Source organism: Micromonospora sp. NPDC051300 (genome assembly GCF_044455315.1).
GTDB lineage: Bacteria > Actinomycetota > Actinomycetes > Mycobacteriales > Micromonosporaceae > Micromonospora > Micromonospora robiginosa.
The window spans coordinates 139,167-163,379 of record NZ_JBITEP010000012.1 but is presented as its reverse complement, the minus strand read 5'-3'; the positions used below and the strand labels follow the sequence as shown (position 1 = coordinate 163,379).

20 protein-coding genes are annotated in these 24,213 nt (G+C 73.7%); 15 read left to right on the top strand and 5 right to left on the bottom strand.

All coding sequences use genetic code 11. The features are described 5' to 3' along the window. Window positions 1–10 precede the first annotated feature (10 nt). Window positions 11–1,318 carry an MFS transporter gene (locus ACIA5A_RS16215; protein ID WP_396762159.1) on the top strand — a complete coding sequence of 436 codons (1,308 nt, stop codon included), beginning with the start codon at window positions 11–13 and terminating at the stop codon, window positions 1,316–1,318. 10 nt (window positions 1,319–1,328) lie between these two features. On the opposite strand, the gene ACIA5A_RS16210 is transcribed toward ACIA5A_RS16215, so the two are convergent. Next, window positions 1,329–1,685 carry an STAS domain-containing protein gene (locus ACIA5A_RS16210; RefSeq protein WP_067310147.1) on the bottom strand — a complete coding sequence of 119 codons (357 nt, stop codon included), beginning with the start codon at window positions 1,683–1,685 and terminating at the stop codon, window positions 1,329–1,331. Between the two features lie 159 nt (window positions 1,686–1,844). On the opposite strand from ACIA5A_RS16210, the gene ACIA5A_RS16205 reads away from it, so the two are divergent. From ACIA5A_RS16205 to ACIA5A_RS16180, 6 genes are read left to right on the top strand one after another with little or no spacing between them, the layout of a single operon-like run. Further along, a complete protein-coding gene (locus ACIA5A_RS16205) occupies window positions 1,845–2,705 on the top strand; it encodes an STAS domain-containing protein (RefSeq protein ID WP_396762156.1) in 861 nt (286 codons plus the stop codon). After that, window positions 2,705–3,118, top strand: coding sequence for an STAS domain-containing protein (locus tag ACIA5A_RS16200; protein ID WP_396762153.1), 414 nt, complete (start codon window positions 2,705–2,707; stop codon window positions 3,116–3,118). The genes ACIA5A_RS16205 and ACIA5A_RS16200 overlap by 1 nt, the downstream gene beginning before the upstream one ends. Next, window positions 3,115–3,534, top strand: a complete 420-nt coding sequence (locus ACIA5A_RS16195) for an ATP-binding protein (protein ID WP_396762150.1) — start codon at window positions 3,115–3,117, stop codon at window positions 3,532–3,534. The genes ACIA5A_RS16200 and ACIA5A_RS16195 overlap by 4 nt, the downstream gene beginning before the upstream one ends. Then, window positions 3,531–4,544 (top strand): SpoIIE family protein phosphatase, encoded by a 1,014-nt coding sequence (locus tag ACIA5A_RS16190; protein WP_396762247.1) that lies wholly within the window; start codon window positions 3,531–3,533, stop codon window positions 4,542–4,544. Before ACIA5A_RS16195 ends, ACIA5A_RS16190 begins: the two co-directional genes overlap by 4 nt. Next, a complete protein-coding gene (locus tag ACIA5A_RS16185; protein ID WP_396762147.1) occupies window positions 4,541–5,899 on the top strand; it encodes a sensor histidine kinase in 1,359 nt (452 codons plus the stop codon). Before ACIA5A_RS16190 ends, ACIA5A_RS16185 begins: the two co-directional genes overlap by 4 nt. A gap of 2 nt (window positions 5,900–5,901) precedes the next feature. After that, on the top strand, window positions 5,902–7,440 hold the full coding sequence (locus ACIA5A_RS16180; RefSeq protein ID WP_396762144.1) for a SpoIIE family protein phosphatase: 1,539 nt from the start codon (window positions 5,902–5,904) through the stop codon (window positions 7,438–7,440). 60 nt (window positions 7,441–7,500) lie between these two features. Here ACIA5A_RS16180 and ACIA5A_RS16175 read toward each other — a convergent pair whose 3' ends face one another. After that, window positions 7,501–8,298 carry a DUF6597 domain-containing transcriptional factor gene (locus tag ACIA5A_RS16175; protein WP_396762142.1) on the bottom strand — a complete coding sequence of 266 codons (798 nt, stop codon included), beginning with the start codon at window positions 8,296–8,298 and terminating at the stop codon, window positions 7,501–7,503. A 31-nt stretch (window positions 8,299–8,329) separates the two neighbouring features. Here ACIA5A_RS16175 and ACIA5A_RS16170 point away from each other — a divergent pair, with 31 nt between their 5' ends. Genes ACIA5A_RS16170 through ACIA5A_RS16155 form a run of 4 tightly spaced genes read left to right on the top strand, consistent with a single transcriptional unit; the run spans window position 8,330 to window position 11,660 of the window. Continuing rightward, entirely contained in the window at window positions 8,330–8,896 is a 567-nt protein-coding gene (locus ACIA5A_RS16170) for a TIGR03086 family metal-binding protein (protein WP_396762139.1), read from the top strand. Window positions 8,897–8,938: 42 nt separating this feature from the next. Next, window positions 8,939–9,475, top strand: coding sequence for a PadR family transcriptional regulator (locus ACIA5A_RS16165; RefSeq protein WP_396762136.1), 537 nt, complete (start codon window positions 8,939–8,941; stop codon window positions 9,473–9,475). Beyond that, entirely contained in the window at window positions 9,472–10,173 is a 702-nt protein-coding gene (locus ACIA5A_RS16160) for an ABC transporter ATP-binding protein (protein WP_396762133.1), read from the top strand. The genes ACIA5A_RS16165 and ACIA5A_RS16160 overlap by 4 nt, the downstream gene beginning before the upstream one ends. Beyond that, window positions 10,170–11,660, top strand: coding sequence for an FtsX-like permease family protein (locus tag ACIA5A_RS16155; RefSeq protein WP_396762130.1), 1,491 nt, complete (start codon window positions 10,170–10,172; stop codon window positions 11,658–11,660). The genes ACIA5A_RS16160 and ACIA5A_RS16155 overlap by 4 nt, the downstream gene beginning before the upstream one ends. Before the next feature lie 8 nt (window positions 11,661–11,668). Here ACIA5A_RS16155 and ACIA5A_RS16150 read toward each other — a convergent pair whose 3' ends face one another. Beyond that, the gene (locus ACIA5A_RS16150) at window positions 11,669–11,812 is read right to left on the bottom strand and encodes a hypothetical protein (RefSeq protein ID WP_396762127.1); all 144 of its coding nucleotides are present in this window, start codon (window positions 11,810–11,812) and stop codon (window positions 11,669–11,671) included. Window positions 11,813–11,840: 28 nt separating this feature from the next. On the opposite strand from ACIA5A_RS16150, the gene ACIA5A_RS16145 reads away from it, so the two are divergent. Next, the gene (locus tag ACIA5A_RS16145; protein WP_396762124.1) at window positions 11,841–12,785 is read left to right on the top strand and encodes a threonine/serine dehydratase; all 945 of its coding nucleotides are present in this window, start codon (window positions 11,841–11,843) and stop codon (window positions 12,783–12,785) included. 83 nt (window positions 12,786–12,868) lie between these two features. Here the strand turns inward: ACIA5A_RS16145 and ACIA5A_RS16140 are convergent, their stop codons facing one another. Continuing rightward, a complete protein-coding gene (locus ACIA5A_RS16140; protein WP_396762121.1) occupies window positions 12,869–14,962 on the bottom strand; it encodes a S9 family peptidase in 2,094 nt (697 codons plus the stop codon). A 100-nt stretch (window positions 14,963–15,062) separates the two neighbouring features. Here ACIA5A_RS16140 and ACIA5A_RS16135 point away from each other — a divergent pair, with 100 nt between their 5' ends. Further along, window positions 15,063–16,475 (top strand): FAD-binding oxidoreductase, encoded by a 1,413-nt coding sequence (locus ACIA5A_RS16135; protein WP_396762118.1) that lies wholly within the window; start codon window positions 15,063–15,065, stop codon window positions 16,473–16,475. Between the two features lie 573 nt (window positions 16,476–17,048). Here ACIA5A_RS16135 and ACIA5A_RS16130 read toward each other — a convergent pair. Continuing rightward, the gene (locus tag ACIA5A_RS16130) at window positions 17,049–19,109 is read right to left on the bottom strand and encodes a SpoIIE family protein phosphatase (protein WP_396762116.1); all 2,061 of its coding nucleotides are present in this window, start codon (window positions 19,107–19,109) and stop codon (window positions 17,049–17,051) included. A gap of 181 nt (window positions 19,110–19,290) precedes the next feature. Between ACIA5A_RS16130 and ACIA5A_RS16125 the strand changes: the two genes are divergently transcribed. Together ACIA5A_RS16125 and ACIA5A_RS16120 are read left to right on the top strand one after the other, a co-directional pair. Next, window positions 19,291–23,655: a HAMP domain-containing protein gene (locus ACIA5A_RS16125; RefSeq protein WP_396762113.1), complete on the top strand. Its 4,365-nt coding sequence runs from the start codon at window positions 19,291–19,293 to the stop codon at window positions 23,653–23,655. Next, complete coding sequence (locus ACIA5A_RS16120; RefSeq protein WP_396762110.1) at window positions 23,652–24,209, top strand: two-component system response regulator; 558 nt, start codon at window positions 23,652–23,654, stop codon at window positions 24,207–24,209. The genes ACIA5A_RS16125 and ACIA5A_RS16120 overlap by 4 nt, the downstream gene beginning before the upstream one ends. Window positions 24,210–24,213 lie beyond the last annotated feature (4 nt).

Sequence of the window (24,213 nt, the reverse complement as noted above, 5' to 3'; positions counted from 1 at the left end):
GTTCGAGGTCATGACCCCGCCACCCCCGCCCACCGCGACCGCGCCCACCGCCGACGTCACGCCCGGCCCCGCGCCCGCGGCCGGCCCCACCCCGGCGGCCGGGCCGGCGGCGCTCACCCCCGTGCGGGGCGGCCTGCTGGTGCTGGTCGGGATGCTGCTTGTCGCGCTGAACCTGCGCGCCGCGGTGACCAGCCTGGGCGCGCTGCTCGACGAGATCCGCGTCGGGCTGGGCCTCTCCGGCGCCATGGCCGGCGTGGTCACCACGCTGCCCACCGTCGCGTTCGCCGGACTGGGCGCGCTCACCCCGTGGCTGGTCCGCCGCTGGCCGGCGCCCCGGGTGCTGGTGCTGGCCATGATCGCGCTGACCGTCGGGCAGGTGCTGCGCGCGGTCACCGCCTCGGCGGCCGTCTTCGTGCTCACCAGCGCGCTCGCGCTGGCCGGCATCGCGGTGGCGAACATCCTGCTGCCGATGCTCGTCAAGCAGCACTTCCCGCACCGCACCGGGCTGGTCACCGGGGCGTACACGATGGCCCTGACGGTGGGCACGACGGTGGCCGCCGCGTCCGCCGTGCCGGTGGCCCACGCCTTCGGGTCCTGGCGGGCCGGGCTCGGCGTGTGGGCCGGGCTGGCCGCGCTGGCGGTGATCCCGTGGGTGCCGCTGGCGCTGCGGGCGCGCGCCGCCCGGTGGGCCGCCGACCGGGCCGCCACCCGGGCGGCGGCGGTGGCCGCCCCGGCGCGGGTGCGGCCGGGCCGGACCCGTCTCGGCTGGGCCATGGCGGTCTACTTCGGGGCGCAGTCGCTCAGCGGTTACGCGATCATGGGCTGGCTGGCCCAGCTCTTCCGGGACGCCGGCTACCGGCCCGAGGCCGCCGGCCTGCTGCTCGCCGGCGTGACCGCGCTGGGCGTGCCGGTGGCGCTGATGATGCCGACGCTTGCCGGCCGGCTGGCCACGCTGCGCCCGCTGGTGCTGTCGCTCACCGCGTTCTCCGCCGCCGCGTACCTCGGTCTGGCGCTCGCGCCGCGCGGCCTGGCGCCGCTGTGGGTGCTGTTGCTCGCGCTCGGCCAGGGCGCGTTCCCGCTCATCCTGACCACGATCGGGCTGCGCGCCCGTACCGCCGAGGGCACGGTGGCGTTGTCCGCGTTCGCGCAGAGCACCGGGTACGTCATCGCCGCACTCGGCCCGCTGCTGGTCGGCATCCTCTACGGCGCGACAGGCGGCTGGACCGCCCCGATCGGCTTCCTGCTGCTGGCACTCGCCGTGCAGACGACCGCGGGCATGGCGATCGCTCGTCCCCGTTACATCGAGGACGAGCGCTGAGCGGGGAGCGTCAGGAGGAGGCGGGGGTGGGGTCGCCCGCGACGGCCTCGTCCACCGTCGGGTAGGTGTGCAGCACCTCGACCAGGCCACTGACCTCGAGGATGCGCAGCACACCGCGCTGCGGGGCGGCCAGCCGGACCACGCCGCCGGCCTCGTCGCAGCTGTTCTTGGCGCGGACGAACACCGACAGCCCGGTCGAGTCGCAGAACGACACCTCGGCCAGGTCGAACACGAGGCGGCTGCGCCCCTTGTCCAGCAGGTCCGTGATCTGGTCCTGGAGCTGCGGTGCGGTGGCCATGTCCAGCTCACCCGCGACCGACACCACGACCACGTCGCCGCGCTGTTCCGTGTGCACCGTCAGGGACATTCGTCGACCTCCTGTGTTCGGTGGAACGGTATCCCACGATGGGCGCGCCGCGCAGAACGGGAGCCGGCACAGGTGCTGTCGATCATTTCTTTGTCCCGCGGCAAGTAGTGCGACGGACCCCGGTGATAGAGTCCGCCCGTCCAGATCTGGGAGGTCAACGTGGCATTGAGCGCGGAACAGGGTGGGCGGCTCGCCGAACTGCTGAGTCGGCACGCGGACCGGTTGACCAACCGCTGGATCGAGATCGTCGCCGGATCGTTGCGCGGTCGGCTGAGCCGGGCCGAACTGGCCCGCCAGGTGCAGGAGCTGCACCGCGCCCTGGTCGACGCCGGCCGGCAGGGCCTCGGTGGCCTGGCCGACGAGCACGGCGGTGAGCTGCGGGCGGTGCTCGCGGAGCTCTCCACCACCCGCGCCCGCCAGGGGTTCAGCGCCACCGAGACCGCGATCAGCGTGTTCGCGATCAAGGACGCCGTGCTGGAGCTGATGGAGGAGGACCAGGGCGAGAGCACCCTGCGGGACTTCGTCGCCTTCTCCGCGCTCGTCGACCAGATGGGGCTGTTCACCTTCGAGACGTTCGTCCGGGCCCGGGAGAGCCTGATCGCCGACCAGGCGGAGCAGTTGCTGGAGCTGTCCACGCCGGTGGTCAAGCTCTGGGAGGGCGTGGTCGCCGTCCCGCTGGTCGGCACGCTCGACTCGGCCCGCGCCCAGGTGGTGATGGAGCGGCTGCTCCAGACGCTCGTCGACACCGGCTCGCCGTACGCGATCATCGACATCACCGGCGTGCCGGCGGTGGACACCCAGGTCGCCCAGCACATCCTCAAGACCGTGGTGGCCGCCCGGCTGATGGGCGCCGACTGCATCATCTCCGGCATCCGGCCGCAGATCGCCCAGACGATCGTCGCCCTCGGCATCGAGTTCGGTGACATCGCGACCAAGGCGAGTCTGGCCGACGCGCTGCGTCACGTGCTGCGCCTGACCGGCGTCGAGACCGCCTCCCGCCGCGCCCGCCGGGAGGCGTGATGGAGCGGGTGCCGATCCTCAAGATCGGCGACATCCTGCTGGTCTCCATCCAGGTCGACATGTCCGACCAGACGGCGGTCCAGCTCCAGGAGGATCTGGCCGAGCGGATCGTCGCCACCGGGTGCCACGGCGTCATCATCGACATCACGGCGCTGGACATCGTCGACTCCTTCGTCGGCCGGATGCTCTCCACCATCGCGTCGATCTCGAAGGTGCTGGACGCCGAGACGGTGGTCGTCGGGATGCGTCCCGCCGTCGCCATCACCCTGGTCGAGCTGGGGCTCTCGCTCAACGGCATCCGCACCGCGCTGAACGTCGAGCGGGGCATGGAACTGATCGCGGCGACCCGCGCCGACGACGGGGACCTGGCGCTCGGCGACGACGAGGACGCCGACGTCACGGCGAAGCCATGACCACCGGCCTCGAGCTGGGGACGCCGGCGACGCAGGCGATCCGTAGCGACGAGGACGTGGTGCGGGTCCGGCAGTTGGTGCGTACCACCGCGGTCGCGGCCCGGCTCTCCCTGGTCGACCAGACCAAGCTGGTCACCGCCGCCAGCGAACTGGCCCGCAACACGCTGATCTACGGCGGCGGGGGCAGCGCCGAGGTGGCCACCGTCTCCGACGGCCGGCGCCGCGGCATCCGCATCGTCTTCGCCGACCAGGGGCCCGGCATCCCCGACCTCGACCTGGCGCTCACCGACGGTTACACCACCGGCGGCGGGCTGGGCCTCGGGCTCAGCGGCGCCCGCCGGCTCGTCGACGACTTCGACATCAAGACCGCGGTCGGCGAGGGCACGACGATCACCATCACCAAGTGGTCGCGATGATCGCCGACGTGGTCCCCGACCACGGCATGTGGTTCCGCGTGGACAACGGCGCGACCGCGGGCGGCGTTCGCCGGGTGGCCGAGCGGCTCGGGCGGCAGCTCGAACTGAGCCCGACGCGCGTCGCGGACCTGGCCATCGTCACCGCCGAGATCACCAGCAACCTGGTCAAGCACGCCCGCGAGGGCGCCCTGCTGCTGCGGCCGGCCCGGCGCGACGGGCGAGCCGGGGTGGAGCTGGTGGCCATCGACTCCGGCCCCGGCATGGCGGACCTCACGCTCTCCTCGGCCGACGGGCACTCCACCTCCGGCACGCTCGGCATCGGCCTCGGCGCGATCACCCGCCAGGCGAGCCGGTTCGACGGCTACTCGGTGCCCGGCCGGGGCACGGTCCTGACCGTGCAGGTGTGGGACGGCCCGCCGCCCGCGCCGGACTGGGCCGGCGGGCTGGCCCGACCGATCACCGGTGAGCAGGACAGCGGCGACGGCTACGCGGTGCGGATCGTCGACGGGCGCCGGCAGGTGCTGGTCTGCGACGGGCTGGGGCACGGGCCGCTGGCCGCCGCCGCCACCGGGTCGGCGGTCGCCGCGTTCCGCTCGGCGCCGGCCGGTCCGCCGGACGTGGTGGTGCGGCACCTGCACGCCGCCATCTCGCACACCCGGGGCGCGGCGCTCGCGGTGGCCGAGCTGGACTCCGCGGCCGGGCAGCTCCACTTCGCCGGCCTGGGCAACATCGCCGCCATGATCGTGGCCACCGGCGAGCGACGCCGCGGCCTGGTCTCGCTGCCCGGCATCGCCGGGCACCAGCGCCCGGCCATCCGCGGGTACGACTACCCGTTCCCGCCCGGCGCGACGCTGGTCATGCACAGCGACGGCGTGGTGGACCGCTGGAACCTGGACGACTATCCCGGGCTGGCCGGTCGCCCCCCGCTGCTGACCGCCGCGACGCTGCTGCGCGACGCCGGGGTCCGCCGTGACGACGCGTGCGTCCTGGTCGCCCAGGTGTCCCCATGAGTGAGCGCACCGAGCCGCTGCTGCACCTGGCGCTCCGGGTCGAGCAGGACATCTTCCTGGTCCGCCAGCGTGGCCGGGAGGTCGCCGCCGCGGTCGGGCTGGAACACCAGGACCAGGTCCGGATCGCCACCGCGCTCAGCGAGGTCGCGCGGGAACTGCTGCGCGGCGTCGACGGCGCGGACGTCACGTTCGCCGTCGACCGGGACGCCGCCGCCGGCCGCACCCAGCTCCGGGTCGACCTGTCGCCGGTGCGTCCGCTGCCCGACGGCCGGTACGAGCCGCAGTCCGGCGCGGTGGCGCGTCTGGTGGACTCGTTGCAGGTGATCATGGCCGAGGGCGATACCGTCGTGAGGATGTCCCGACGAGTACCGGAGCACGCCGAGGAGCTGACACCGGAACGCGCCGCCCGGCTCCGTGACGAGCTTGCCGAGCGCGCTCCGGGTTCCGCGCTGGACGAGTTGACCACGCAGAACGCCCAGCTCATCTCCGCGCTCGACGAGGTGCGTTCGCAGCGGGACGAGCTTGCGGTGCTCAACTCCGAGCTGGCGGAGACCAACCGGGGCGTGATGGCGCTCTACAACCAGCTCACCGAGGAGCTGGAGGAGACCAACCGCGGCGTGGTGGCGCTCTACGCCGAGCTGGACGAGAAGTCCGCCCAGTTGCGGGCCGCCAGCGAGTCGAAGAGCCGGTTCCTGGCCAACGTCAGCCACGAGCTGCGCGCCCCGGTCACCGCGATCATCGGGCTCGGGCGGCTGCTGGCCGACTCCGCGTCCGATCCGCTCACCGGCGAGCAGGCCCGCCAGGTGGGGCTCATCCGGTCGTCCGCCGGTGACCTGCTGGCGCTGGTGAACGAGCTGCTCGACCTGGCTAAGGCCGAGTCGGGGCGGATCGAGCCGGACTGGTCGGAGGTCGACCTGCGCGCGGTGTTCGGGCAACTGCGCGGCACGCTCCGGGCGTTGGCCACCCGCCCGGAGGTGGAGCTGGTGGTCGAGGAGCCGCCCGCGCCGGCCAGGGTGCGCTCGGACGAGGTGCTGCTCGCCCAGGTGCTGCGCAACCTGCTGCACAACGGGCTGAAGTTCACCGAGCGGGGCGAGGTGCGGTTGCGCGCCGAGCGCCGCGGCGAGATGTGGTCGCTCTCGGTCACCGACACCGGGGCCGGCATCCCGGCGGAGCTGCACGAGCGGATCTTCGAGGAGTTCTACCAGGTGCCCGGCACCACCCGGGTCGGCGGCACCGGTCTCGGCCTGCCGTACGCGCGTCGGCTGGTCACCCTGCTCGGCGGGACGCTGGAGCTGACCAGCGAACGGGGTCGGGGCAGCACGTTCACCGTGGTCCTGCCCGTGGGCGGAGTGTGACGGTGGAGGGCGGGCCGGCGACGGTGCTGGTGGTCGACGACAGCGGGCCGAAGCGATATCTGCTGGTGAACTGGCTCAGCCGGGCCGGCTTCACGACCGTCGAGGCCGAGAACGGCACGGAGGCGCTGGAGCGGGTGGCCCGGGAGCCGGTCGACCTGGTGGTGCTCGACGTGCGGCTGCCGGACATGAGCGGCTTCGAGGTGTGCGAGCGGATCAAGGAGGCGTACCCGTCCACCCCGGTCATCCACGTCTCCGCGCACGCGGTGGACGTGGTGGACCGGGCGCAGGGGCTCACCCGGGGCGCGGACGCCTACCTGACCGAGCCGATCGAGCCGGAGGAACTGGTCGCCACCGCGCACGCGGTGCTGCGCTACTACCAGGCCCGGCGGCGGGCCGAGCAGCTCGCCGAGCGACTGGCCGCGCTGGCCGACGCCACGGTGGAGATGCACGCGTCGCCGAACTTCGTCCGGCTGCTGGAGGCGGCCGCGTCCGGCGCCGCGCGGATATTCCGCTCGCCTGCGGCGGTGGTCGCCGAGACGTTCGACGGCGACTGCCTGGCCGGGGTGGCGGTCGACCCGCACACGCCGGCCACCATCGTGCCCTGGGTGGTGGACGACACCGGCGTGCCGATCGGCACCCGGGTGTGGGTGGACCAGCCGGGCAACTGGCCGTTGGTCGACTGGCCGGCCGGCGACACGGTGACCGTGGCGGCCTCCCGGCTGCGCGAGGACCGGGCCCCGCTCTACGTGGTGGTGCCCACGTCGACCCAGACCGTACGGACGCCGGTGCTGGTGCAGTTGGCCCAGGCGGTGGCGTCGGCGGTGGAGGCGCAGCGGTCCTTCGACGAGGAGCACCGGATCGCGGTGACGCTCCAGCGCAGCCTGCTGCCTCGGCGGCTGCCCGAGGTTGCCGGCCTGGACCTGGCCGTCCGCTACGAGCCGGCGAGCGCGCAGACCGAGGTGGGCGGTGACTTCTACGAGCTGGTGATGCTCGACGGGCACCTGCTGGTGGCGATCGGCGACGTGGCCGGGCACTCGCTGCACGCCGCGACGGTGATGGCCGAGTTGCGGCACGCGGTGCGGGCGTACGCGGTCGAGGGGCACCAGCCGGGGGTGATCCTCGACCGGGTCAACGAGCTGATGCGTACGCTGCTGCCGAACGAGCTGGCCACGATCTGCGTGCTGCTGCTGCACCCGGGCAGCGGGCTGATCCGCCTGGCCAGCGCCGGGCACCTGCCGGCGCTGCTGAGCCGGGACGGGCGGGTCGAGTTCGTGGCGCAGTCGGCGCCGCTGCTCGGTGTGCGCGCGCCGCGCCCGCCGGATCTGGAGTTCGTGCTGCCGGCCGGGGCCACGCTGGTGCTCTACACCGACGGGCTGATCGAGCGGCGGGACTCCACCATCGACGACGGCATGGCCGCGCTCGGCGTGGTGGCCGCCCGGGTGGACGACGACCTCGACCAGTTCTGCCAGCGGCTGCTGATCGAGCTTGCCCCGCCGGAGATCCACGACGACGTCGCCGTGGTTGCCGTCCGCCGCCGCTGACGGTCACCCTTCGTATTCATCGGCGTTGTCACTCGGCGTGTTCGGGCGGCGCCCGGCGGGTCAGGCGCCGCGGGAGCCGGCCACCGAGCGGGCGTACGCCGCGGGCGGCACGCCGGTGACGGCGGTGAACTCGCGGACCAGGTGCGCCTGGTCGGCGTACCCCAGGTCGGCGGCGACCCGCGACCAGTCCAGCGGCCCGGCGGCGGCCCGCTCGATCGCCTCCTGGAGCCGGTAGCGACGGATCACCCACTTCGGACCGACGCCGACGTGGTCGAGGAAGAGTCGCTGGAGCCGGCGGGTGGAGACGCCGTGTCGACAGGCGAGGTCGGCCACCCGCAGCACGCTCCGGTCGGTGCGGATCTCCTCGACGAGCGCGACGGCCTCGGTGCCGGCCGGGTCGGGTGCCGGACCCCAACCGGCCAGCAGGTCGTCCAGCCGGCGGCACCGCTCGTCGTCGCTGCCCGGGCAGATCGGTCCGCCGCCCGCCGGCAGCGCGACGCGGCGGCCGGTCAGCTCGGCGACCGGGCGGTCCCAGAACGGGCGGAAGCCGCCGGGGCGGAACTGCACGCCGGTGACCCGACCGGCGCCGTGCAGCGTGACGGCGAACAGGCCGGTGTCGACGCCCGCCACCAGGCCGTGCTCGGCCGTGTCGTCCTGCGCCTGGAACACCACGTTGACCGAGGGATGGGGCACGACCCGCTGCTCGAACGGTTCGGTCAGGTCCCAGTCGATCAGCCAGTAGTGCTCCACCCAGGGGCGCAGCGCCGGGTCGGGCAGCCGGCGGCGGAACCGGACCCGCCGCAGCAGCAGTCCGGGGTCGAGGATGCCCCGGCTGTCGTCCCGCGGTTCGTGTCGCATTTGTTCAAGACCGCCCTCATACGCTGGCCCGATGAGCACGAAGACTAGTGAACTGCTGGCCGTCGCCGCGCCGGGCACGGCGGCGGTGGTGCGCGGCGTCGCCGACGACCAGCTCGACCGGCCCACCCCGTGCCCCGAATATCCGGTACGCGACCTGCTCAACCACCTGTTCGAGGTGGCGGTCAACTTCCAGGCGATGGCCCGGCGGGAGGAGGTCGACTGGTCGGGCGGGACCGACCACCTGACCGAGGGCTGGCGGGACCGGTTCGCCACCGAGACGCAGCGGCTGGTCGAGGCGTGGTCGGACCCGGACGCGCTGGAGGGTGACTCGCCCGGCATGGGGCTGCCCCAGGAGACGGTCGGGCTGATGGCCCTGATCGACCTCACCGTGCACGGCTGGGACCTGGCCCGTGCCATCGGTCAGGAACTGGTGGTGGACCCGTCGGTGGTGGCGGCCGGGCACGAGTTCATGGACCGGATGGGCGACACCGGACAGCGGATGGGCGCGTTCGGCCCGCCGGTGCCGACCGACGCCGATCCCACCTCGCTGGCGGCGTTGCTCGGCCGGACCGGGCGTGATCCGGCCTGGACCCGCTGACCCACCCTTGACACCGCTATTCGCTCAGCGAATAGTAGGGCCGTGTCCACCCAGCACGTCCTGCTCGGGCTGCTCGCCGGCGGGCCGCGTCACGGCTACGAGCTGAAGCGCGCCCACGACGAGCGGCTGCCCCGGGCCCGGCCGCTCGCCTTCGGGCAGGTCTACGCGACGCTGGCCCGGCTGCACCGCGACGGCCTGGTCGCCCCGGCCGGCGCCACCCGCGAGGGCGGACCGGACCGCACCGCCTACGCGCTCACCGGCGACGGGCGGGCCGCGCTCGACGAGTGGCTGGCCACCGTCGAGCCGCCGATGCCGTACGTGGCCAGCACGCTCTTCGCCAAGGTCGTGGTCGCGCTGCTGGTGGCCGACGCCGACCAGGCCCGCGCCTACCTGGTCGCCCAGCGCCGGGCGCACACCGAACGGCTGCGCGAGCTGACCGCCGTCAAGACCGCCCCCGGCGCCCGCCTCGACGAGGTGGTCGCCGCCGACTTCGCCATCGCCCACCTCGACGCGGACCTGCGGTGGTTGCACACCACCCTCGACCGGGTCGCCGACTGGCACCGGGAGGTGCACTCGTGACGTTCCTGGAGGCGCGCGGCGTGGTTCGGGCGTACGGCCCGACACCGGCGCTGCGCGGCGTGACGCTCGACGTGGCCGAGGGCGAGATCCTCGCCGTCACCGGCCCCAGCGGCTGCGGCAAGTCGACGCTGCTGCACTGCCTCGCCGGCATCCTGCGCCCCGACGCGGGCCAGGTCACCTGGCGCGGCGAGCGGATCGACACGTGGTCGGAGGCGGCCCGCTCGCGCCTGCGCCGAACCGAGTTCGGGGTGCTGTTCCAGTTCGGCCAGCTCGTCGCCGAGCTGACCGCGGCGGAGAACGTCGCCCTTCCGCTGCTTCTCGCCGGCACGGGGCGGCGAGAGGCGCGGACGGCGGCGCTCACCTGGCTGGAGCGGCTCGGCGTGGCCGAGGTCGCCGACGTCCGGCCGGGCGAGATGTCCGGCGGGCAGCAGCAACGCTGCGCGCTGTCCCGGGCGCTGGTCACCGAACCTCGGGTGCTCTTCGCCGACGAGCCGACCGGCGCGCTCGACACGCTCGCCGGCGAGCAGGTGCTCACCCAACTGGTCCGGCTGGCCCGGGAGCAGCGCACCACCGTCGTGCTCGTCACGCACGAACCGCGGATCGCCGCCTACGCGGACCGGGAGGTGAGCCTGCGCGACGGGACGGTCGACCACACCGGGCTGGGCCTCGACCCGGCGCTGCCGGGTGGGTCCCGGTGAGAGCGGGCACGCTGCTGCGGCTCGCGCTGGCCGGCACCCGCACCGACGGCGCGCGGGTGGCGCTCACCGCGCTGAGCGCCGCGCTGGCGACGCTCGCCGGGCTGGCCGCGCTGACCGTGCTGGCGGTGGCGAAGCCGCCCGGTAACGCCTGGACACAGTCCCAGCAGTACACCAACGCGCTGCTGCGCGAGCCCGGCCTGCGCCCCGGCGTGGCCTTCGCGTTGCTGCTGCTCTGCGTACCGGTGCTCGGGCTCGCCGGGCAGTGCGCCCGCCTCGGCGCGCCGGGCCGCGACCGGCGGCTGGCCGCGCTCCGGCTGGCCGGGGCCACCCCCGGGCAGGTCACCCGGCTCGCGGTCGCCGAGACCGGGGTGGCGAGCCTGCTCGGCACCGTCACCGGCCTGGCCGTGTTCGAGGTCGGCCGCCGCCTGCTGCACCGGCCCGACGCCGCCGGCCGGCTGCCGCTCCCCACCGACGTGCACCCGGCCCCGGCCGCCGTGGTCGCCGTCGTGCTCGGGCTGCCCCTGGTCGCCGCGCTGGTCGGCGCGCTGCTGCTGCGCCGGGTCACCACCACCCCGTTCGGCGTCGTGCGCCGGGTCCGCACCCGGGCGCCCTGGCCGTGGCCGGGCGTGCTCATCCTCGCCGCGCTGGGCATCTTCGCCGCGATCCGCCCGATCGCCCTGTGGTACGAGCGGCGCGACGCGGTGATGCCCGACGCGCTGGTGCCGCTGCTGCTGATGGCCGGTGGGCTGACCGCCATGGTCGGGGTGGTGTCCGGCACCGGCTGGATCTCGTACACCACCGGTCGGGTGCTGCACCGCCACGGGCGTGGCGCGGCGGCGCTGCTCGCCGCGCGCCGGCTCACCGCCGACCCGTGGGCCGGCAGCCGCACGTTCGCCGCGCTGCTGGCCGCGCTGATCTTCGGTGCCGGGGCCGCCGGCGTGCGGGCCGACTTCCAGGCCGAGGCCGAGCTGGCCCGGCGCACCGGCGGCGGCCTGTCCGACCCGGACTTCTATCTCGGCGCGATGGACCTGATCGACCTGGCCGTCGTGGTGGCGGTGGTGATCGCCGGCGGCGGGCTGCTGGTGGCGGTGGCCGAGGGCATCACCAGCCGGCGTCGGGCCTACGCGGCACAGGTGGCGACCGGGGTGCCCCGGGCCGTCATCGGTCGATCGCTGCTCTGGGCGGCGCTCGCCCCGGCCGTGCCGGCGATCGGCCTCGCGCTGACCGTCGGCTACCTGCTGATCGCCGGCCTGATGCCCGCGCCCAGCGGCGGCGGTTACGAGCAGCGCGTGTGCGAAGCCGGCTCGCCGGGGTGCGGCGCGAACGACACCGAATGGGTGCCGAAGGTGACCGTCACGCCGGACGTACCGTGGGAGCAGTTGGCCTGGTTCGCGGCGGGTGGGTTGGCGGCGGTGCTGCTCACGGCGGTGGCCGGCCTGGTGCTGCTGCGCTCCGCCACGGCGGTGGAGGAACTGCGCGTCACCTGATCCGGCGGTCAGCGGCCGAGCAGACCGGCGGAGCCGGCGACGGCCAGGCCGATCGCTGTCGAACAGCAGCACACCACCAGCGCAGCGGCGACCATCACGAGGATCACCCAGGTCGGCCCGCGCCGCGCCGCCGGCTGGTCCTCCTCGCTCACCCGGGCAGTCTAGGGCCAGGATGGTGCGATGGAGCTGATCTCGATCGCCGACGTCCGGGCCGCCGCCGACGACGTGGCGGGCACCGTGCTGCGCACCCCGCTGCTGCCCGCCGCCTGGGACGACGAGTTGTGGCTCAAGCCGGAGAGCCTGCAACCGGTGGGGTCGTTCAAGCTGCGCGGCGCCACCCACGCGGTGGCCCGGCTCGACCCGGCGGTCCGGTCCCGAGGGGTGGTCACCCACTCCTCGGGCAACCACGGGCAGGCGCTGGCGTACGCGGCCCGCGCGTTCGGGGTGCCCTGCACGGTGGTGGTGCCCGAGGGCGCGCCGGCGGTCAAGGTGGACCGGATGCGGGCGCTCGGCGCGGACGTGCGACTCGTGCCGCCGGCCCGCCGGCTCAGCGAGGCGGAGCGGATCGTGGCGGAGACCGGCGCGGCGCTGGTGCCGCCGTTCGACCATCCGGCGATCATCGCCGGGCAGGGCACGATCGGGCTGGAGATCGTCGCCGACCTGCCGGACGTCGACGTGGTCCTGGTGCCGGTCGGCGGGGGCGGGCTCGGCTCCGGCGTCGCCACGGCGGTCCGGGCGCTGCGCCCGTCCGCCGCCGTGATCGGCGTGGAGCCGGCGCTGGCCGCCGACGCCCAGGAGTCGCTGGCCGCCGGCGAGGTGGTGGTCTGGGACGTGGCACGCACCTACCGCACCTGTGCCGACGGGCTGCGCACCAACCTGTCCGCGTTGACGCTCGCGCACCTGCGGGAGCGGCTCGACGGCATCGTCACGGTGACCGAGGACGAGATCATGGCGGCGGCCGGCCGGCTGATGCGGGACGCGCGGCTGGTGGTCGAGCCGAGCGGCGCGGTCGCCACGGCCGCCCGGCTGTTCCACCGCGACGAGCTGCCCGGCGGGCGGACCGTCGCGGTGGTGAGCGGCGGCAACGCCGAAGCGGCGGTGCTCGCCGCCGCGCTCGGGACGTAAGGAGGGGCCCCCTGTTAACGCCTCCGGTAGAGAAGGGACCCCTTCTCACAGACGGGTGTTAAGAGGGGGCCCCTCCTTACACCTCAGGCGCGGCCGAGGCGGTCCAGCGTCCAGGCGTTGACGAACGCCTCCTCGCGCCAGGCGTCGTAGCGGCCGCTGGGGCCGCCGTGGCCGGCGCCCATCTCGGTCTTCAGCAGGTAGTCGCCCTGCGGGGCGAGGGCGCGCAGCCGGGCGACCCACTTGGCCGGCTCGTGGTAGAGCACCCGGGTGTCGTTGAGGCTGGTCACCGCCAGGATCGCCGGGTAGTCGGCGGCGGTCACGTTCTCGTACGGGGTGTACGACTTCATGTACGCGTAGACCTCGGGGTCGTCCAGCGGGTTGCCCCACTCCTCCCACTCGGTGACGGTCAGCGGCAGCGACGGGTCGAGGATCGAGGTGAGCGCGTCCACGAACGGCACCTGCGCGACGATCCCGGCGAACGCGTCCGGCGCGAGGTTGGCCACCGCGCCCATCAGCAGGCCGCCGGCCGAGGCGCCCCGGGCGACCAGCCGGTCGCTCGCCGTCCAGCCGGCCTTGACGAGGTGCCGGGCACACGCCACGAAGTCGGTGAACGTGTTCTTCTTGGCCAGCAGCTTGCCCTCGTCGTACCAGCGCCGGCCCAGTTCGCCGCCGCCCCGGATGTGCGCGACGGCGAAGACGACGCCCCGGTCGAGCAGGCTCAGCCTGGCGATCGAGAACCACGGGTCCATGCTGGCCTCGTACGACCCGTAGCCGTAGATGACCGCCGGCGCGGAGCCGTCGCGCGGGGTGTCCCGCCGGCAGACCAGCGAGATCGGCACCCGGGTGCCGTCGTCGGCGAGCGCCCAGTCCCGGTGCTGCTCGTAGTCGGCCGGGTCGTACCCCCGACCGTCCGGGCCGGGCCGCACCGGCTTCCGGCGCAGCAGGGTCAGCTCGCGGCTGGTCAGATCGTAGTCGTAGACCGAGTCGGGGGTGACCAACGAGGTGTAGCGCAGCCGGACCGTGCCGGTGCGGTATTCCGGGTTGGCGTCCAGGCCGACGCTGTAGATCGGCTCCGGGAAGTCGATGTCCCAACTGTCGTCGCTGCCGACCGGCAGCACCCGCAGCCCGGTCAGCCCGTTGCTCCGCAGCGACACCAGCAGGTGGTTCTCGAACGCGTCGACCGCCTCCAGCCGGGTGCCCGGGGTGTGCGGGATCAGCGGCGTCCAGTCGCCCGGCGCGTCCGCCGAGGTGTACGCCAGCGCGAAGTCCTCCGCGCCGTCGTTGTGCAGGATCAGGAAGCGGCGGCCGTGGTGCTCGACCGCGTATTCCACGCCCTGCCGGCGCGGGGCGACGATCGCCGGCTCGCCGGTCGGGTTGGCCGCCGGGATCACCCGGACCTCGCTGGTGATCTTGCTGTGGATGTCGATGACCACGAAGCGCTCGGAGCGGGTCAGCTCGACGCCCACCCAGAACCGCTCGTCGTCCTCCTGGTGGACCACCACGTCCTCGCCCGACGTGGTGCCGATCGTGTGCCGCCACACCCGGTTCGGCCGCCACGCGTCGTCGACAGTGACGTAGAAGAGCGTGGAGGCGTCGCCGGACCACGCCGTGCCGTAGAACGTGTCCGGCACCTCGTCCGGCAGCAGCTCGCCGGTGGACAGATCCTTGATCCGCAGGGTGAACCGCTCGTCGCCGGAGAAGTCGGTGGAGTAGGCCAGCCAGCGGCCGTCCGGGCTGACGTCGAACGCGCCGAGCGAGAAGAAGTCGTGCCCCTCGGCGAGCTGGTTGCCGTCGAGCAGCACCTCCTCGCCGTCGAGCGGGGCGCCGTCCGCGCTGACCGGCGGCGTGGTCTCGCCGGGGCGGACGGCGCGCCGACAGTGCACGCCGTACTGCTGCCCCTCGACCGTGCGGGTGTAGTACCAGTGCCCGTCCTTGCGGGTCGGCACCGACAGGTCGGTCTCCTGGGTGCGCCGACGGGTCTCCTCGAACAGCTCGGCCCGCAGCCCGTCCAGGTGCGCGGTGCGCGCCTCGGTGTAGGCGTTCTCGGTCTCCAGGTAGGCGATCGTCTCCGGGTCGTCCTTGGTGGCGAGCCAGGCGTACTCGTCGACGACGGTGTCACCGTGGTGGGTCCGCTCGGCCGGAACGCGCTTCGCCGTGGGCTGTGGGGTCGTGGTCACGGCGCCACGTTACCGGTCGTCCGGCCGCCGCCGGGCGTCCGCGCCGCGCGAATCCCGCGACTCGCCGCCAGCGTTTTCGAACATGTGTACGATGACCGCCATGGCGGCTGCAGCGCGTTCCACCGACCGACCCGGAGCCCTCGAGATCACCCGGAAGCTGACCGACATCTGCGGTCCGCCGTTCGCCCGCTTCGCCGGCCCGGCCGACGAGGTCGCCGGGCGCACCGCCCGCTGGGTGGCCGTGCCGGGCGGCCCGCACGCCGCCGCCGAGGTGCTGCGGTTGGCTGCCGCGCACGACCTGACCGTGGTGCCACGCGGCGCCGGCACGAAGATCGACTGGGGCGCGGCTCCGGCCCAGGTCGACATCATGCTCGACACGGGTCGGCTGGCCGGGGTCTGGCACGAGCCGCACGCCGCCCCGGTGGCCGAGATCGGCGCCGGCACGCCGCTGCGCGCGGTCCAGGCCACGTTGGCCCGCACCGGTCGGCGGCTCCCGGTCGACGTGCCCTCGCCGGGCGCGACGCTGGGCGGGGTGCTCGCCGCCGACGAGGCAGGCCCGCTGCGTCACCGGCACGGCACCCCGTGCGCCCAGTTGGTCGGCGTGCGCTACCTCGACGCAGACGGCGAGCTGGTCAGCGTCGGCGAGTCCGGCACGGTGCGGTTCGATGCGGCCGCCCCGTCCGGTGGCGGCGACGCGGTGCTGGGGCGCGGCGAGCTGCCGGGGTTGGACGTGGCCCGGCTGCTCTGCGGCTCGCAGGGCGGGCTGGGCGTGCTGGTCTCGGCGACCATGCGGGTGCACGCGGTGCCGGCGAGCCGGGTCTGGGTGTCCCGTCCGGTCTGGACGCCGCTGGAGGTGCACGACCTGGTCCGCGCGGTGCTCGCCGCCGAGGTCGCCCCGGCCGCCGTCGAGCTGGACCTGCCGGTGCCGGTGCCGCTGCCCCGCCGCAGGATCCCGGCGAGCCATCCCTCGGTGGCCGGCCGTCCCGATCACCCGGCGGTGACCGGGCGTCCGGCGGCGGGGAGCCTGGTGGTGCTGCTGGAGGGCGGCCCGTCCGACGTGATCGAGCGGGCCGAGCGGTTGACCGCCGTGCTCGGCGGCGAGGCAGTGGTCAACCAGCACGCGCCCGAGTGGTGGGGGCGCTACCCGTTCGCCCCGGGCGACACCGCGCTGCGCATCGAGGTGCCGGCCGGCGACCTGCACGCCGCGGTCTACGCGCTGCGCGACGCCGCCGGCGCCCCGGTGCCGGTGCGTGGTTCGGCAGGCGTCGGGACCGCGTACGCCGCCCTGCCCGGCGCGCTGTCGCCGGAGCGGGTCGCGTCGATCCTGACCGCGGTCCGCGGCGTGCTGCTCGCCCGGCAGGGCCGCTGCGTGGTGGTGGCGGCGCCGGCGCCGGTGCGCCGCGTCGTCGACCTCTGGGGCGAGCTGCCCGCGCTGCCGCGCCTGCGCAGCGCCAAGGCCCACCTGGACCCGCACCACCGCCTGGCCCCCGGCCGCCTCCCCGGCGGCCTCTGACCCGGCCGGCGGCCGGCATCGGCTCGTGTCGCCGGTGGGCCTCTGCTCAGGGCCGCTGCCGCGGTGCCTGCGCGTGTGGCGGGGTGGTGCCCGGGCGTGCGGTACGGCGGGCGCCCGACGTGTGGCGCGGTGGTGCCAGGGCGTGCGGGCCGCGAGACGCGAGGGTCACCCGGAGGCCACCGGGCGTGTCGCTGACAGCGGTGCACCAGAGTCGAGCGCGATATACCTACCGGTCATATTTATGACTCAGAGGTATACCGCGCTCAGGTGATCTGGTCGCCCGGCGAGATCACTCCGCGTAATCGCTTGCCGCCCCGCGTATCGGCGTGTCGTTGCGGGGGACCAGGACGGCGATGTCGTCGCGCGGGGGGCTCGGCCGACGGCGCGATGGTCTGGCGCGCGCGGCCACCATGGCGGCCTGTTCGCTGGCTGGTGGCGCTTGGCGCTGCGGCGACCACGTCGGCCGATTGGTCGCCGGCGGCGTAAGGTCGCGCGGCGACGTCGGCCTCGGAGTCGGCCGGCGGCGCGTGCCCCGCCGCCGCGCGGCGCGGTGCGCTGGTTCTCGGGCGTCCGTCAGAGGGTGTCGTTGCGGAGTACCAGGACGGCGATGTCGTCGCGCGGGGGCTCGGCGGAGAACGCGATGGTGGCGGCGCGCAGCCGCGCGGCGACCACGTCGGCCGAATAGCCGGCCAGCGGCGCGGCCGACTCGCGCAGGCGTTCGGTGCCGAACAGCTCCCGGCCGCGCCGCCGCTCGGTGACGCCGTCGGTGTAGAAGATCAGCGCGTCACCCGGCTTGAGCGCCAGCTCCGCCGTGGGGGTGGTGATGGTGTCGAGGAGGCCGAGCGCGGTGCCGCCGGTGCCGACGAACGTCGCGCCGCCACCGCCGTGCAGCAGCACCGGGCGGTCGTGGCCGGCCAGGTGCAGGGCCACGTCGAGCTGGTCGCCGTCGCCGGGCTCGACCGCGGCCAGCGCCAACGTGCAGTAACGGCCGCCGCCGCGTTCCACGAGCGTCTCGTTGAGCCGGCCGAGCACCTCGGGCAGCGGCTTGCCGTCGCCCACCAGCACCCGGATCACGTCCCGGACCAGGCCGGTCACGGCCGCCGCCTGCACGCCCTTGCCGGAGACGTCGCCGACCACCACCAGCCAGCGGCCGTCCGGCAGCGGCACCACGTCGTAGAAGTCGCCGCCGACCTCGGCGTCGTCGCCGGTCGGGACGTACTCGGCGGCGAGGCCGATGCCCTCGACCACCGGGAGCACCGGCGGCAGCAGGGACTGCTGGAGGGTCTGCGCGACCCGGCGACGCTCGGCGTGGATGCGCGCGTTCTCGATCGCGAGCGCCGCCCGCCGGGCCACGTCCTCCAGCACCGCGACCTCGTCCGGATCGTGTCGGTGCCGCTGGTGCCGACCCACGGCCAGGGTGCCGAGCCGCTGCCCGCGGGCGATCAACGGCACGGCGAAGCCCTCCATCGGGCCGCCCAACGGCATCTGGGTCAGGCTGCGGGACGCCTCGCGCAGCCGGGACTGGATCGAGTCCGGGCCCGTCTCGGCGAGGACCCGGTGCAGGTGCGGAAGCATCGCCTCGTCGGCGTGGCTGGACGCGGCGAGGCGCAGCCGCCCCCACTCGTCGGTGGTGTGCACCGCGCACCACTGGCCCAGCCGGGGGACCACGAGCTGCGGGACGAGCGCCATCGTCAGCTCGACGTCGAGCGACTGGGCGAGCAGCTCGCTCGCCTCGGCGAGGAAGGTCAGCCAGGTGGAGCGGCGTACGTCGGCGCGGCGCAGCCGGTCGTTCTCCAGGTGCAGCGAGAGCCGCTCGGCGGCGAGCACGGCGAGCGGCCGGGCGTACGCCGAGGGTGCCGCGTCCAGCTCCAGCTCGCCCGCATAGGGGCGGTGCACGGCGAGCGGGACGCGCAGCAGCTCGTTGTCGTCCCGGGGTGGCCGGCCGTGCCGGGCGAACACCTGGGTGCCCAGCCCGTCCCCGCGGTCCAGCCGGACCGTGCCACCGGCGGCGCCCACCATCTCGGCCACCCGGGTCAGCAGCCCGGCGGCGAACTCGGGCAGCGGGTCGTCGGCGTACGGATCCGGGGTGGTCTGCATCAGCTCGCTCATCGCGGCGGCGCTCGGCGTGCCCTCGTCCGTCGGCGGTGCCGCCGCGCGGGCCGGCGCGCCGGACGGCCGGGCGGATCCGCGCAGGTCGGGACGGTCCAGGCGGAACCACACGCCCTTGCCGGTGGGCAGGTAGGTGGTGCCCCACCGGCTGGCGAAGTGGTCGACCAGCAGCAGGCCACGCCCGCGCGAGGCGACCTCGGTGATGTCGGAGGTGGTGTTGCGCACGCCGACGACGAGTTCGTCTACCGGGCCGGAGGCGAAGTCGGTGACGGTGACGGTGAACCCGGCCGGGTCGGCCTCGACCTCGATGTCCAGTTCGGTGCGCGCGTGCTCGACCGCGTTGGTGGTCAGCTCGGTGGTGAGCAGCAGCGCCTCGTTGAGCAACTCGGGCAGGCCGGCTTCGAGGAGCATGGCGCGCACCAGCGCCCGGGCCGCGGCCGGGGTGCGCCGGTCGGCGGGAAGGCGGACCCGTCTGACGTGCTCGTCCGCGCGGCCGCTGTGGGCCGGCTCCGCCTCCGCTGACACCTTCGTATCCTCCACCGTCGCCACCCCGGGTGCCAAGCGCCCCGGTGAGAACCGGCGAATCGGGCGGATACCGCGCGTGACGCGCCATCAGCCGCCGGTGACCTCGACGGATCGCGCGGCAGAATGATGGGATGGCCGCGTGTCGGCACGAGCCGGTGGGCCCCGAGCTGAGCGAGGAATGATGACCACGGCGAAACAGTCGGTGTCCGCGGATCCGTCCGCGTCCGACCACGAGGTGCTCCTCGGCGAGCTGGTCGAGGCGCTTCAGCGGGTGGCCCGCGGCGACCTCCGGGTCCGCCTGTCGCGACGGGCGGGCCTGCCCGCGGAGGTCGCCGACGCCTTCAACGACGTGGTGTCGCTGCAGGAGCGGCAGCACCTGGACCTGCGCCGGATCAGCCGGATCGTCGGTCGGGACGGCCGGCTCACCGAGCGGCTCGACGACGAGGGCCTGGAGGGTTCCTGGGCGGAGGGGCAGCGGGCGGTCAACTCGCTCATCGACGACCTGGGTCGCCCGACCACCGAGATCGCCCGGGTCATCGTGGCGGTGGCCGACGGTGACCTGTCCCAGCACATGGCGCTGGAGATCGACGGGCGCCCGCTGCGCGGTGAGTACCTGCGCATCGGCCGGACCGTGAACACCATGGTCGACCAGCTCTCGTCGTTCGCCGACGAGGTGACCCGGGTGGCCCGCGAGGTGGGCACCGAGGGCAAGCTGGGCGGCCAGGCCGACGTGCGGGGCGCGGCCGGCACCTGGAAGGACCTCACCGACTCGGTGAACACCATGGCGTCGAACCTCACCGGTCAGGTGCGGTCGATCTCCCAGGTGGCGACCGCGGTGGCGAAGGGCGACCTGTCGCAGAAGATCACCGTCGGGGCGCGCGGCGAGGTGGCCGAGCTGGCGGACACGATGAACTCCCTCACCGACACGCTGCGCCTCTTCGCCGAGCAGGTGACGCGGGTGGCGCGCGAGGTGGGCACCGAGGGCAAGCTGGGCGGCCAGGCGCAGGTGCCCGGCGTGGCCGGCACCTGGAAGGACCTGACCGACAACGTCAACTCGATGGCGTCGAACCTGACCAGCCAGGTCCGCAACATCGCCCAGGTGTCCACCGCGGTGGCCAAGGGCGACCTGTCGCAGAAGATCACCGTGGCGGCGCAGGGCGAGATCCTGGAGCTGAAGGACACCGTGAACACGATGGTGGACCAGCTCTCGTCGTTCGCCGACGAGGTGACGCGGGTGGCCCGTGAGGTGGGCATCGAGGGCAAGCTGGGCGGTCAGGCGCAGGTGCGCGGCGTCTCCGGCACCTGGCGCGACCTCACCGAGAACGTCAACCAGCTCGCCGGCAACCTGACCAGCCAGGTCCGTAACATCTCGCAGGTCTCCACCGCGGTGGCGAAGGGTGACCTCGGTCAGAAGATCACCGTCGACGCGCAGGGCGAGATCCTGGAGCTGAAGAACACCGTCAACACGATGGTGGACCAGCTCTCGTCGTTCGCCGACGAGGTGACCCGGGTGGCGCGCGAGGTGGGCACCGAGGGCAAGCTCGGCGGTCAGGCCCAGGTCAAGGGCGTCTCGGGCACCTGGCGGGACCTGACCGACAACGTGAACTCGATGGCGTCGAACCTGACCAGCCAGGTCCGCAACATCGCGTCGGTCACCACGGCGGTGGCGAAGGGCGACCTGTCGCAGAAGATCACCGTGGACGCCCGGGGCGAGATCCTGGAGCTGAAGTCGACGGTGAACACGATGGTGGATCAGCTCTCGTCGTTCGCCGACGAGGTGACCCGGGTGGCGCGTGAGGTGGGCACCGAGGGCAAGCTGGGCGGTCAGGCCCAGGTGCGCGGCGTGGCCGGCACGTGGCGGGACCTGACCGACAACGTGAACTCGATGGCGTCGAACCTGACCGCCCAGGTGCGGAACATCGCCCAGGTGTCCACCGCGGTGGCGAAGGGCGACCTGTCGCAGAAGATCACGGTGGACGCGCAGGGCGAGATCCTGGAGCTGAAGTCCACGGTGAACACGATGGTGGACCAGTTGTCGTCGTTCGCCGACGAGGTGACGCGGGTGGCGCGTGAGGTGGGCACCGAGGGCAAGCTGGGCGGTCAGGCGCAGGTGAAGGGCGTCTCGGGCACGTGGCGGGACCTGACCGACAACGTGAACTCGATGGGGTCGAACCTGACCAGTCAGGTCCGCAACATCGCGTCGGTGACCACGGCGGTGGCGCGGGGTGACCTGTCGCAGAAGATCACGGTGGACGCGCAGGGCGAGATCCTGGAGCTGAAGTCCACGGTGAACACGATGGTGGACCAGTTGTCGTCGTTCGCCGACGAGGTGACGCGGGTGGCCCGTGAGGTGGGCTCCGAGGGGAAGCTGGGCGGTCAGGCGCAGGTGAAGGGCGTCTCCGGTACGTGGCGCGACCTCACCGAGAACGTCAACCAGCTCGCCTCGACGCTCACCACCCAGTTGCGCGCGATCGCGCAGGTCTCCACGTCGGTGACCCGGGGCGACCTGACCCAGCGGATCAACGTCAAGGCGCAGGGTGAGGTCGCCGAGCTGAAGGACAACATCAACCAGATGATCGTCACCCTCCGGGAGACGACCAAGAAGAACGCCGAGCAGGGCTGGCTCGACTCCAACCTGGCCCGGATCGGCGGCCTGCTCCAGGGCCAGCGGGACCTGGGCGAGGTCTGCCGCATGATCATGATGGAGGTGACCCCGCTCGTCGACGCGCAGCTCGGCGCGTTCTTCCTGGCGGACAGCTCCGAGGGCAGCATGCGGCTGCGGCTCACCGCCTCCTACGGCTACGTGGCGCGCGGGCACGACGTCACGTTCGGCCCCGGCGAAGGGCTGGTCGGGCAGGCCGCGCTGTCCCGCCGCACCATCCGGGTCAAGGCGCAGCCGGACGGGCGGTTGGTGGTCCGGTCCGGGCTGGCCGACACGCCGCCGGCCGACCTGGTGGTGCTCCCGGTGCTGTTCGAGGGGGAACTGCTCGGCGTGATCGAGTTCGCCGGCGTGGCCACCTTCTCCGACCTGCACCTGGCGTTCCTGGAGCGGCTGGTGCTCACCATCGGCGTCGCGGTCAACACCATCCAGGCCAACCGGCGTACGGAGGAGCTGCTGGCGCAGTCGCAGCGGCTGGCGCACGAGATGCAGGACCAGTCGGCGGAGTTGCAGCGCACCAACGCCGAGCTGGAGGACAAGGCGAAGCTGCTGTCGGAGCAGAAGGCCAACATCGAGACGCAGAACCGGGAGATCGAGCTGGCCCGGCTGGGCCTGGAGGAGAAGGCGCAGCAGCTCACCCGGGCGTCGGCGTACAAGTCGGAGTTCCTGGCGAACATGAGCCACGAGCTGCGTACGCCGCTGAACTCGCTGCTCCTGCTGGCCCGGCTGCTCGCCGAGAACCCGGAGCGCAACCTGAGCCCGAAGCAGATCGAGTTCGCCCGGACCATCCACGGCGCCGGGTCCGACCTGCTGTCGCTGATCGACGACATCCTCGACCTCTCCAAGATCGAGGCGGGTCGGATGGACGTGGAGCCCACCGAGATCCAGTTCGCCGAGATCCGCGGCTACGTCGAGCAGGCGTTCGCGCCGCAGGCCGAGGAGAAGGGGCTCGACTTCCAGGTCCGGGTGAGCCGGGAACTGCCGCCGGCCCTGGTCACCGACGCCCAGCGGTTGCAGCAGATCCTGCGCAACCTGCTCTCCAACGCGGTGAAGTTCACCGACAACGGCGCGGTGACGCTGCGCATCGGGCCGGCCGCCGAGAACGCGGTCTTCGACATCCCCGCGCTGACCAACGCCCAGCGGGTGATCGCGTTCACCGTGATCGACACCGGGATCGGCGTCTCGGACGACAAGCTGTCGCTGATCTTCGAGGCGTTCCAGCAGGCCGACGGCACGACCAGCCGACGCTACGGCGGCACCGGGCTGGGCCTGTCGATCAGCCGGGACCTGGCCCGCCTGCTCGGCGGCACGATCACCGTGTCGTCCGCGCCCGGGCAGGGTTCGACGTTCACTCTCTTCGTACCCGATGTGTTGGCGCCGGACGCGGTGGTGGCGCCGGCGCCGCCGTCGCCGAGCCGCGCGGGCCTGCCGTCGTCGCTGCTCATGCCGATGGAGCTGCCGCAGCCGCAGGAGACCCCGGCCACCCGCCGGCTGGACGGGGTGACCGTCCTGATCATCGACGACGACGTCCGGAACGTGTTCGCGCTGACCTCCGCGTTGGAGTTGCACGGGATGACCGTGTTGTACTCGGACAACGGCGTGGACGGCGTGCGCCAGCTCGCCGAGCACCCGGAGGTGGACATCGTCCTGATGGACGCCATGATGCCGGACCAGGACGGATACGAGACGACCGCGCAGATCCGCCGCAACCACCGCTTCGCGGACCTGCCGATCGTGTTCCTGACCGCGAAGGCGATGCCCGGCGACCGGGAGTCGGCGCTCGCGGCCGGTGGCAGCGACTACATCACCAAGCCGGTGGACCTGGACGAGCTGATCGGGCTGATGGCGACCTGGATCGGCCGCAGCAGAGGCGAGGAGGGCGCGTGACGCAGACGGCCAAGGCACTGCTCGTCGACGACCGGCGGGAGAACCTGATGGCGCTGGAGGCGATCCTCCAGGGTCTCCCGGTGCAGTCGGTCGCGGTGGAGAGCGGCGAGGCCGCGCTCAAGCAGTTGCTCGTGGACGACTTCGCGGTGATCCTGCTCGACGCGCAGATGCCGGACATGGACGGCTTCGAGACCGCCACCCACATCAAGCGGCGGGAGCGCACCCGGCACATCCCGATCATCTTCCTCACCGCGGCGGACAAGGACGCCCAGCTCGCGCTGCGCGGCTATCAGGTCGGCGCGGTCGACTACCTGACCAAGCCGTTCGACCCGTGGGTGCTGCGGGCGAAGGTGACCGTCTTCGTGGAGCTGTGGGTGAAGACCCGACAGCTCGCCGCCCAGTCGGACGTGGTGCGGGAGCGGGACGCGCAGTGGCGGCGCCTCGCCGAGGCGGTGGACTCCGCGACCGCGTTGCTGCGCGGCGACGACGACCCGGCGACCCGGGAGCGGGCGGCGGACCTGCTGGAGCAGGCCCGCTGGGGCAACACCCGCTGAGGGG